1 protein-coding gene is annotated in these 740 nt (G+C 74.7%); it reads right to left on the reverse strand.

The genetic code is table 11. The annotated features are described in order from the left end of the window. Window positions 1–740, reverse strand: a 740-nt coding sequence (locus D7X12_RS41655) for an AMP-binding protein (protein WP_147444012.1), incomplete at both ends; no start/stop codon positions are given.

Below are 740 nucleotides of genomic sequence, written 5' to 3' on the forward strand. Positions count from 1 at the left end.
GGCGGCGGGCAGGCGCGACGGCAGCGTCACCGGCTCCACGCGTCCATCCGCGCGCAGGCGGGCATGGTGCCCGGTGCGGTACAGCCGCGCGGACACCTCCGTCGGGTGCGGCACCAGTCGGCGGTGTTCCTCTGCCTCGGCCTTCCACAGGCCCCGGGGAAGGCCCGCGCCCGCGAGGGCCAGCTCGCCCACCACGCCCACGGGCACCGGCTGTCCCGTGGGATCCAGCACCCAGGACTGGAGACTGGACGGGATGCGCTCGCCCGGCGCACGCGGCAGGAGCGCGCCTTCCATGGCGCCTCCGGACAACAGCACCTCCACACCGGCGGTCCGTTGCAGCGCGGAGGCCAGCTCCGACGACGCACCCTCCAGCACCAGCGCACCCACGGAGCCCAGGGAGTCTCGCGCCCCGGGAAGCTCCGTCAGCGAACGCGCCAGCCGGGCCGACGTGTGCACCAGCACCGCGCCGGACTGCTTCGCGAGCGCGAGCAGCCCCTCCACGCCCTGGCCGCTCTCCACCAGCACCTGCTCCTGGCGCGCGGCGCCTTCGCTCTCCAGCAGCTCGCGCACCCGGGCCAGTCGGCGCAGGCCGTCCAGCACCACCGGGGTTTCGAGGCCGAAGTCGATGAGGGCCGCCACCTCGTCCACGTCCCCCGCCTGCACCTCGCGCAGGCGCTTCAGGCCGCTCTCCACGGAGCCGACGAGTCCCGTCGTCTTCGCGTGGTGCTCGAAGGTGTGCT

The sequence above is a fragment of the Corallococcus sicarius genome (genome assembly GCF_003611735.1).
Taxonomy (GTDB): domain Bacteria; phylum Myxococcota; class Myxococcia; order Myxococcales; family Myxococcaceae; genus Corallococcus; species Corallococcus sicarius.